At 53.7% G+C, this 10562-nt stretch carries 7 protein-coding genes; 2 read left to right on the top strand and 5 right to left on the bottom strand.

Translation table 11 applies throughout. The annotated features are described in order from the left end of the window. Positions 1-6 precede the first annotated feature (6 nt). The gene (locus QGT73_RS12240; protein ID WP_280122575.1) at positions 7-1422 is read left to right on the top strand and encodes a RagB/SusD family nutrient uptake outer membrane protein; all 1416 of its coding nucleotides are present in this window, start codon (positions 7-9) and stop codon (positions 1420-1422) included. Between the two features lie 217 nt (positions 1423-1639). On the opposite strand, the gene QGT73_RS12245 is transcribed toward QGT73_RS12240, so the two are convergent. The 4 genes from QGT73_RS12245 to QGT73_RS12260 all read right to left on the bottom strand — a co-directional run bounded on the left by QGT73_RS12245 (position 1640) and on the right by QGT73_RS12260 (position 8163). After that, on the bottom strand, positions 1640-6277 hold the full coding sequence (locus QGT73_RS12245) for a translocation/assembly module TamB domain-containing protein (protein ID WP_280122576.1): 4638 nt from the start codon (positions 6275-6277) through the stop codon (positions 1640-1642). Continuing rightward, on the bottom strand, positions 6277-7371 hold the full coding sequence (locus QGT73_RS12250) for a redoxin domain-containing protein (RefSeq protein WP_280122577.1): 1095 nt from the start codon (positions 7369-7371) through the stop codon (positions 6277-6279). Before QGT73_RS12250 ends, QGT73_RS12245 begins: the two co-directional genes overlap by 1 nt. A 178-nt stretch (positions 7372-7549) precedes the next feature. Then, a complete protein-coding gene (locus tag QGT73_RS12255) occupies positions 7550-7792 on the bottom strand; it encodes a hypothetical protein (protein ID WP_123616353.1) in 243 nt (80 codons plus the stop codon). Positions 7793-7881: 89 nt separating this feature from the next. Continuing rightward, positions 7882-8163, bottom strand: coding sequence for a hypothetical protein (locus QGT73_RS12260; RefSeq protein WP_280122578.1), 282 nt, complete (start codon positions 8161-8163; stop codon positions 7882-7884). 507 nt (positions 8164-8670) lie between these two features. Between QGT73_RS12260 and QGT73_RS12265 the strand changes: the two genes are divergently transcribed. Then, positions 8671-9903, top strand: coding sequence for a site-specific integrase (locus tag QGT73_RS12265; protein WP_280122579.1), 1233 nt, complete (start codon positions 8671-8673; stop codon positions 9901-9903). 60 nt (positions 9904-9963) lie between these two features. On the opposite strand, the gene QGT73_RS12270 is transcribed toward QGT73_RS12265, so the two are convergent. Beyond that, positions 9964-10257 (bottom strand): helix-turn-helix domain-containing protein, encoded by a 294-nt coding sequence (locus tag QGT73_RS12270; RefSeq protein ID WP_280122580.1) that lies wholly within the window; start codon positions 10255-10257, stop codon positions 9964-9966. Positions 10258-10562: the final 305 nt, after the last annotated feature.

Consider the following 10562-nt stretch of genomic DNA (forward strand, 5'->3'; position numbering starts at 1 on the left):
AATCATATGAATAAATATGGATTGATAGCCCTGTCGGGAGTCATGGCGTTAGCCGCCGCGTCGTGTGACGACCAGCTTGACATAACGCCCAAAGGGCAGACCACACTCTCTAATGTTAATGACCTCGAGACCCTGCTCAACCAGCGGTTCACGATATTTACCAACCCCACTGAGATGGAGGTGCTGTGCGGCATACAGCTCACAGGTTATCCCACCATAGGCCAGCAGCTTACCGAGACCAATTCGTTCAATTACGCGCTCCTTAAAGGTGACGAGAGCGTAGACCGAGCCAATCTTACCGACGGCAGTAATTGCGAGGACTTGTATCAGTCTATCTACTCGATGATGAAAAACTTCAACATCGTCATAGCCAATGCACCCGACGCAAGCGGGAGCGACGCCACACGCCGACGCATCATCGCCGAGGCCAAGGTGTTGCGCGCGTGGTATCACTTCCTGGCTGTCAATGTATTTGCCGAGCAGTATGACGAGGCAACCGCAGCGGCCAAAGGGGGTATTGCGTATGTCGACAATATCAATACCACCGAACAGAAAGTGAAGCTCTCTGTTGCCGAGGTCTATGACCGCATGCTTGCAGATTGCAGCGACGAGGTCATAGCCGATCTCAAGCAGGGCTCGGTCGGTACGGTCTACCGTTTCGGCAGCGACTTCGGCTACGGAGTGCGCGCCCGCATACTCTTCCAGATGAAACGTTATGACGAGGCTCTGGTCTATGCCAACAAGGCTCTGAGTGTCAACGACAGAATCGAGGACCGCTCGTCGGTCATAGCCGACGGCATATGGAATCTGTCATATGAGTCCGACAACAACTATATGCTCATCCATTGTGATGCATCCTCTAATCTCGGTGATATGTATTTGGTGGTGCTCACGCCCGAGACCGTCGCGCTCTTTGAGGACGGCGACTTTGTCAAGGACGGCATATATAATCCGCAGGAAGGATGGTCTGACATATACAACATGTATGTCTTTCCGGAGTGTCTGATGTTTGTGAGCGGTGACATACGCTATAATGTGTGGGGGCTTAGGGCCGAGTCGATGTATTATGTGGCCGCTGAGTGTCTGATACGCACCGGCCATATCACGGAGGGACTTGCCAAACTTGACGCTGTGCGTCTCAAGCGCGTCTATTCGCCCGAGATGTATTCAGCCTTGGAGAATGTCACCGAGGAGCATGCCATGGAGCTGTATCAGAGGTGCCGCAGCATAGAGTTTGTCAATACGTTTGAGAATTTCTTTGACCGCAAGCGTTGGAACACCGAGGACAAGTATCGAAAGACCATTACGCATGACCTTCAGCAATATGGCACATACAGCATAGCCCCTGAGTCGTCGTTGTGGGTGTTTCCATTCCCGACCAAGGCACGCAACATGAACCCGACCCTGACCAATAATTATTGAACAGACCCGCTCTAAACGGGAGATACAAAAGTTTCAGAAGAGACATAAGAAACATAAGTTTGTTATTTTAAGTTGAGGACGAAGGGAAAAAAGTATATAAAACTAACCCTCTGTCTTGTAATTAAAAAAACTTATGTTTCTTATGTCTCTTCTGAAACTTTTGTGTCTATTTTTTGCGATGCTGTGCGGCATTATCGCACTGTCACATAAGTCGTGGTCATTTTACCTCAAAGCGGTTGGTGCGAGGCTTGGGGATGGTGTCGGAGGGGATGGCCGGTGTAGTTGCGGCAGCGGGCTCGGTGCCGTTCTTGTCATGCGTTTTGTCCTCGGGGTTGTCCTCTCCGTCGTTGTCTTTATTCTGCTCTTTTTTCTTTCTCAGCGGACGCAGAAAGGAGAATATGTTGTCAAAGTCGCGTTTGAACACTACGCCTATGCCCTGAGTGGTCAGCGCGCTCTTCAGATAATAGTTCTGGTCGTTGTAGCGGTTATAGGCCTTGAGCTGTATTGTGCCGGCTCGGTTGAGCAGATAGCGTATGTCGAAGTCACCGATGAAGCTGTTGTTGTTGAGCGACTTGTCGCGATAGCCGAGGTTGCCGTTGAATAGCAGCCGGTTGTCGAGAAGCTGGCTCGAGAGGGCTACGTCGACCTCCACGTCGGAGAAGTCGCCGCGGTCGCTTCGTATGGCTGGAGCGATGCTCCACTTGTCGCTGAGCTGTCCGAGCATCGAGCCGAGGCGCGACGAGAGGGTCGAGGAGGCTACCGACACGAGTTCGTTGCCGTGGGTGGTGGCCATGTATTCGGGCGTGTAGAAGCGGTCGAGCGCGAGCAGATAGATGATCTGGCGCGACATCATCTCGTCGGTCGATATGATGGATCGGACTTTGCGGTAGGTGTCGGCTGTGAGTGTCGGAAACTCGAGGTCAAACTTTATGTCGGGCTGTCGCATGTCGCCTGTCACAATCATGATGGCGTTGACGCGGACGTTGGTGCGTGTGAGCTCCCGGTCTTCGAGAAACGACTCGTCGAGGTCGCTGAGGTTGGCGTTGAGCGAGTAGGCCGCACGAATGTTTAGCTGTGCGGCATAGGGGTCGCCGAGAAATGTTATGCGGCTCCCTTCGAGGATAGTGAAGTCCTTGATGATGATGTCCTGGAGGGTGAAGTTGTAGGTGCCGCGGTTGAGAGTGTATTCGCCAAACATCTCCAGCTCGCCGTCAGAGGCATAGTTCATGCGCAGATGTCCGGTGCCGTGGGCGGTGATTTTGTCGCCTCCGATTGGGTCCATGATGAGGTTGAGGGTGGCCTCGGGGGTGATGTCGACGTTAAACTCCATGGCGTAGGCTGTGGGAGGTCCCTGTTCCTGACGGTTGATGCGGTCGCGGAGCTGGCGCACGATGAGCGGTGTGGGGTCGAGGGCTGCGATGGAGTCTTTTTTGGCGCGGTCGCGGTCGCGCAGTTTGATGAAGTCATACTCCACCGAGTGCTCGGCGTCACTGAGCACGAAGGTGAATGTCGAGCCGGGCGCGGTGCGCATCTTCACGCCTATGTCTATTTTGCCCGGGACGCCTGTGACGGTGGCGGAGCCGTTGCCGTAGATGCGGCCATACCATGGGTCGGAGGTGTCGTGCTCGCCGATGTCATAGACAAGCATGTCGGAGGCGTCGGTGATATTGAAGGTGAAACTCGGCTCGTGGAAATATTGGTGTGACACGCGTCCCGAGAGTTTCGCGCTGTTGCCGTAGCGGTCGTTGAGGGTTACGTTGTCAAATGTGATTTCGCCCGGGGCTATGTGCACCGAGTCGCTGACGGTGTAGACGGTGTTGGTGAAGTCGAGTTTCATGCTCAGATCGCGCACGTAGATGTCGCCTTCGAGGTCGAGGTCCTTGAATGTGCCATAGAGCCTGGCGTCACCCGAGATGAGGCCGTTGACGCTCGAGGTGAAGGCCGACATGAAGGGGAGCATGAAGCCGGCGGGGGCTTCCTCGGCCGAGAAGTTGAAGTCGAGTTCTTCGGTGAAAGGCTTGATGGTGCCCGATATGGTGGAGTGTTTGCCGTTGAGGCCGGCGATGTCCGCGCCGATGGTGATGGTCTTGGTGTTGTTGTCCCACCACGAGTGTATGTCGCCGTCGCCAAAGGTGCAATGGTTGTAGCTGAGGCCTTTGACGAAGAGACGCGGCGTGTAGAGCACAGGGTCTTTCGAGAGGAGTGCCTCGGCATAGACGCGGCCGGTGGCTCGTCCGCCGAAGTTGACGGCGTCGCTGATGGCGAGTGTCTCAAACACGTAGTCGAGGTCGATGTCGTCGAGCGATACCACCATGCGGCTCAGCGAGTCGGCTGCGGCCTCACCGTTGATGGCGAGAGTCTGGCCGGGGCGTGTGGCTCCGAAGTCGCTGACGTGTATGTGGTGGGGACGGATGTCGATGCGTGCCGGAGTGACATGCCAGGCCGAGTCGTTGAAGACGAGGTCGGTGGGCATGAAGCGTATGCCTGTAAGGAGGCCGTCGTCATCGCGCGAGAAGGCTGTCGAGAAGCACAGGTCGCCGTGGAAATCCTTGGCGCGGTCTATGCGCCAACTGATGGATGTGAGCAGCGAGTCGGTGACTCCCGACGAGTTGAGGTTGAGGTCCATAGGTCCGTTTTTGGTCGGGACTATGGTGTGAAATCCGAGATAGGAGGTGCTGTCGTTGCCGTCGATGCCCGCGCTCAGGGTGGTGTTTTCGATGAGCTTGTCTTTCTGCTTGAGATAGGGGGCGTTGAGCAGCAGCGAGGCGTTGCCGCTGTCGGCGTCGGTCCTGGCCGAGAGCTGCACGGGATATATGACCTCGACGGGGAGTTTGACAAATCCTGAGAGGGATGAGTCGGGGTTGACGGTGAGGTCGAGAGTTGCCATGCTCGATATGGAGCCGTCGGGCGTGAGGCCCGGCAGCAGCGAGGGGAAGGCTTTGGCGCATAGCAGCTTAAGGTCGTAGACCAGAGCGGGATAGGAGTATCGGCCTTTGAGCGTGAGGTCGAGCGGCCGGCTGCTGAAGGTGAGCGAGTGGACCGAGTCGCATGCCATCGACACGATGTCGATGCAGTCAAGATGCAGGGCCGGGGCTGAATGGTCGCGGGCCGATGAGAAGTCTATGTCGCTGATTTTGACCCATCCGTCCATGTCGTCGACCTTGCGGCCTGTCACTGAGGCGTCGATGTCGGCCGAGAGGCTGTAGCCGCTGTAAGGGCCCGAGGTCACGAACGGCGCGAGGTCAATGTTGCGTATGTTGGCATAGAGTTCGGTGAGCGGGTGGTCGCCTTTCGTCTGATAGCCGCCCCTGACGGAGAAGTCGGCCGTGGGGGTGTGGCTGTCGATTGCGGCGTCAATCTGATAGCCGGCAAAGGTGGCGTTGGCCGTGATGTCGGAGTAGGGGGTGGAGTTCCAGGTGGCGTTGTCGATACGGAGTTTGGCTTCGCCGTCAATGGCTCCGGAGCGTCGGATGGACAGGTCGGCCGAGGCCTGGAGCGACACGTCGGTGAGGGGACGGAGCGCGGGAAGAAGTCCCGAGGGGTTGAACTCGGAGGCTGTGACGATGCCGTCGACCTTGACGGGAGCCGCGGGGGAGTCGCGCATTATGCCGGCGTCGATGTCGATGCTGCCGGCTGTGGTGATGACGGAGCCGTTGAAGTCGAGACTGCGATTGTCGGCGGCCAGTCGTCCGAGCAAGTTGATGTCGCCGAGCGATGCGAGCGGGGTGAGTTTTCGGGCCAGGGCGCGCTCTTTGTCGCCGAGTGAGGTGAGTATCGAGAGTGTGGCCGGGGCGTTGAAGTTGGCACTGATGCGCTCCAGATTGATTTCAATCGAGTCGTTGGCGTGGTCGAGATTGCTCACGAACCCATTGAGGCTCAACCAAGTGTCCTTGTCGCGTATCGAGAGTGAGAGTCGCGGTATGTCGACGAGAGCGGCGTTGCCCTCGGCCTCAAGCTCGATGTCGGCGATTAGGTCGAGCCCGTCAAGGGCGGGCATGAGCGGCACGAGGTCGGCCGAGGCTATGTGCGAGCCTGGGAGTGTGGCTATCTCCGTATTGATTTTTTTAGGGTCGAAGCCCGGAGACAGCGGTGAGGAGCTGACGGTGATGTTGTCGAAGGTCAGCGACGAGTGGGGCATGTGTAGCCCGAGATTCTGCACGGAGCAGCCCGCGCTGTCGGCATAGAACAAGGCCGTGAGCGAGGAGAGGGTCAGGCCCGAGCGGTCGTAAGCTCCGAGGCGTTTGATGTCGAGACGGATGTTGTCGTTGGATATGCGTGGGGCGCGCAGGTCGGCGCGGATGTCGCTCACGGCGATGTGGGAGGGGTCGAAGTGTCCCTCTCCGCGGGCCGGGGCGTCGAGGATGTCGTAGGTGAATGACGAGCGTCGTATCACCAGCAGGTTGACGGCCAGGTCGAAGGTCGATTTGCCGCCCGGTTCTTTTTTTCTGAACCGTTCGATGATAGGAGCGATGTTGAGGGGCGCGCCGACAGAGTCGCGCCACAGATGGGCCTCAAGGTCAATGATTTCGGCATATGTCACCACTGGATGGCGTTGCCAGAGGCTCTCGGTGATGCTCACGCCTGCGCCGAGATGGCCTATGCGCAGGGGCGTCTTGCCGTCTGTATCGCTCACCGACACGTCGGTGAGGACTATGCGGGTGAAGGGAGAGTATTCCACGCGGCCTATTGTGACACGTGTGCCGAGCAGGGCTGTGAGTTCACGCTCGGCGCGGTGTCCCATGTAGGACTGCACGCCCGGAATTGAGAGGGTGATATACAGCAAAGCCGGCACTGCCAGAGGCAGCACCAGCAATATCACCAGGACGGTGCGCAGAATCTTGTAGAAGGTCTTCACTAGATTACCTTTGCCACGGCCGAGTCAAGGTCGGCGATGTCGAGCACGCGCTCCACAAGTTCGCCTTCGCGGTTGAATACAAAGGTTGTGGGCACCTGTGCGACATTGTACTGACGGAGCACTTTGCCACCGTCGGCCACACTGTTGTAGACTGTAATCCAGGGGAGATTTTTGGCGGCCTGCTTCCATGCGTATTCATCCTCGTCGACCGACACCTGATAGATTTCGAGTCCGTTGGGATGATATTTGCTGTAGACCTTGTTGAGCTCGACATTGAAGGCGGGCGACCAGTCCGCGCTGTAGGCTGTGAAGCTGAGTATCACGGGACGTCCGCTCTCGGTGAGTTCGAGGAGCGAGTGGCGTTTGCCTGTGTGGTCATAGAGGTCTATCTCGAAGGCTTTGATGAGCTGGGCCTGCATGGCAGAGCCTTCAGCCGACGATGAGGGGCGACGGTTGCGCAGGAAGAGCGAGGTGAGATATTTGGTGCGCGGGTCGTCGGGACGCTGAGAGTTGAACGAATTGGCCACGGCACCGATGATGCGGTTGTCCATAGGAGCCGAGGGGTTGTAGAGAGGAGTGTCGCCGATGGTCTTTCTGATGATGTAATAGCTGACCACGCCTGCGGGGTCGGCGAGAATCATTCCGGCGAGCTGACGCTTTAGCTCCTCGTCGGCCACCATGGTCTTGACACCTTTGGCGGCGGCTGCAGCGGTGAGCATGCTGTCGACACGGGCCAGATTGACGGCCTGGGGCGAGCCCGAGAGGGTGTGGTTGGCGGCTATGTCGGGTGCCGTGGCGTTGATTGTCACTGTCTCGATGCTGTCGACGGGAAAGTAGACCGAGCTGTCGCCCACACGCAGGCGGAAGATGTCGGGATAGCCGTGCACATCGCCGGCATAGTCGAGCTTGCCGTTTTTGGCGTTGATGGTGTCGACCACATACCAGTAACCCTGGTTGTTGGCTTCGAGAATTATGTTGTCATCTTCCGAAAGGCCTTCGATAGAGCCGTTCAGATGCCATTTAGGGCCGTTGTCGGAGCATGACACAGCCACAGCGGCCATGCCGAGGAGAGCAATAAGGAATATAGATTTCATGTCGTAGGATGGTTTTCAGGGTAAAGTAGCTGCAAAGATAGCGATTTTCCCTGTAAATATGCTCTCGACATGGTTAAAAAAGGAGATGCCGGAGTCCCAAAAGCGACAAAAGCGGTAAAAGTCTTGGCTTTGGGGCCGACTTTTGCCGCTTTTGATACTTTGGTATCCCGCGGGATTGTCAGTTTTTGGTGTTCATGTGCTGTATGCGTCTCAGTTCCTCTTTCCGTTCGCCCGACTTTTCATATGACCGGCCCATGAGCATGAGCAGCGAGCCTATGAGTATGATGGCGCAGATGGACAATGCTGTGGCAGTTGTGGCAAAGGCCACGGCTCCCGAGAGTATGATGATGAGATAAGCGAGCACTACGCCGATGAGGGCGACAAATCCGATCCAGAACAGAGCTTTACCTAAGGCTTTCATAATGCTGATAATTTTTAAAACGTGTAAGTAATCATACATATATAATGAAATTACCTTGCTAAAAGTTGTCGGTGGAGCAGATTTTGCAGTCAGACGGGTGTTGTTAGCCGGCGTATGTGGTCGTCGAGCCGCGGGGTGTCGGTAATCTTAGTGTGGGCGGGCAGTCCCATCACGAATCGTGCCACTCCGTCAAATCCGTAGACCTTGACTTCGAGCAGCCAGGGGAAACGCTTGCTGTCAGTGTAGTCGGGGTTGCGGTGTAGTATGCTGTTGACGGGGCTGTTGTCATCGTGGAGGCTGATGCCACACTCCTCGAGCAGCAGACAACGGGCATAGTCGGTGAGTTTGACTCGGACGGGGTCACAAGACAAAATGGCAAAACGCCGTAAAACGCTGAAATCACTTGATTTTCAGCGTTTTTCTTTTTTTTTGCCCAAATCGAGGAACACTGAAAAATATTACGGTCGGCTGTGAGTGATGTGTGAGTGGTCACAATTGTGAGCGATTTCACTCACAGTTGATTATTCTTGACTGTGAGCTGACTGAAACACATGATGTTACCATCATATACCCGTTCACAAAGTGGGGTTTTCAGCGTGGGAACGAACCTTTGACCCGGTTTGGGTCGCAATTCCAGAGTTTTCTAAACACACTTTAACTCTTGAAAGATTTATTAACGTAGTTTCATCCGCAAATTCAACCCTCAACATTGATTTCTGCGTATTTCAGCATTATTTGCTGTGAGTGACAATTCACAGTAGAGTGTAGTGATATGACAGGATCATAGCCAGCGCACATACATATACTTCAACGGACTTCATCGTTTTGATGTGTCGAAAAAAATGATTATATTTATATAACCATTAAACCACAAACGTATGACATCCGATTCTTATTTCACTCTTGGCTTCTATGTGCGGAAGCCACAGACAGGACGGGCGGAATATCCAATCTTTGCCCGCATATCGGTGGCTGGACAAGCTACCGAGTTCAAAATCGGTCGCACCGTTGACCCGGAAAATTGGGATGCCAAAAAGCATCTATGCCGTGGTCGCTCTCGCCGTGACCTTGAACTGAACAAGTACCTTGAACTGGTGCGCTCCAAACTTTGTGATATTCACAATATGCTCATCCGAGAAAACAAGCCTGTCAACCCGGCTATTCTGAAGTCGCTGTTTCTCGGTAACGGAGAGAAGCCAAAGATGATGATAGAGGTGTTCCGTAATGCAAACGAGATACGCAAAGAGGAGTATGAACGTGGCGATATTGTGAAAGCCACTTATCAGCGTTGGAGTCGTTGTGCCGACTATATGGAGGAATTCTTCAAAACAAGTCTCAACACTCCTGACATTCCAATTAAGGACGTGACTTCTGGCATACTCGACGACTTCCAGCATTTCCTGCGCATGAAGAAGGCGTGCGCCAACAACGCGGCAGTACGCTATCTGCGATGTGTAAAGAATGTGATGCAGTATGCACTGGCACATAAATGGATTGAGCATGACCCTTTCATCGGAAAGAAGTACCAGCGTACATACAACGAGCGTCAGTTTCTTACCGAGACAGAACTGAAATCAGTCATGGCTCTTGACCTGAAGGAAATACCCCGACTTGAAATAGTACGTGACACATTCGTGTTCTGCTGTTTCACAGGACTGGCCTTCTGCGACATGAAGACTCTGTTACGTTCCGACATACAGGACGATGACAAGGGTCACACATGGATACGCAAAGCACGTGCCAAAACCGGTGAAATGTGCATAATCCCTATGCTGGCTGTTCCCAGTCAGCTTATAGAGAAGTATGCTAATCATCCTACGGTAAAGGAATCGGGCGTGGTTCTTCCTGTAATTACCAATCAGAAAATGAACGCCTATCTCAAAGAGATAGCAGACTTGGCAAAAATAAAAAAGAACCTGACCACTCACGTTGCACGCCACACATTCGCATCCATGTCGTTGTGCAACAACGTGTCTATCGAGGTGATTTCAAAAATGCTTGGTCATTCCGACATAAAGACAACGCAGATTTATGCGAAAATGCAGGATCAGGCGGTCTATGATGGTATGGCTACCATGCGCAGCAAGTTCGGAGATTTACACGTCGTATAAACTATGTCGAAACAATAAATGAAATGCGGTCATCGGTATCACCCGGTGGCCGCACTTCATTTAATAGAATTTAGGACGGTAAGAGGCTCTCAGAAATTCGTCAACATCATCTTCTGAATATAGTATTTTGCCGTCAAGACGATAATAGGAAATCAATCCTCTGTCACGATAATCCTGCAAGGCTCTTTTTGTAATATCCAGTTTATGCGCAAGTTTGGTATCTGTGAGAAATCTTTTGCCACATAGAGCAGGCTTATATTCCTCTTTAAGATGCTCCGCTATTTCGAGCATCGAGAGTGTCATATCATAGAAACTTTTAACACTCTCGTCAGATTGACTGATAACTTTACCCATCGGCTTTTCTGTCAATATGGGTCAGGAGTGAAAAAACATCCCCAGCATCAAAGCGTAATGTTTTACCGCATTTGATAAAGCCTATTCTTCCTCCTTTTTTCAGTGAGCGGACTTTTGTGTCTGATACATTGAGTATATCAGGCTCAAGCCGAAATTCCGGTGCATGTAATTTTCAGAAAATTGTTAAATTTGCGGTATGAAAACATCGGAAGCATTCTGGATGTTCTTGCCCCAGGGGCTGGACGAACTGTTTGAGATGGTGCGCTTCGAACGTACAGAACAGGCATATGACATATGGCTTGATG

The sequence above is a fragment of the Duncaniella muricolitica genome (assembly GCF_910574735.1).
GTDB classification, from domain to species: Bacteria; Bacteroidota; Bacteroidia; order Bacteroidales; family Muribaculaceae; genus Duncaniella; species Duncaniella muricolitica.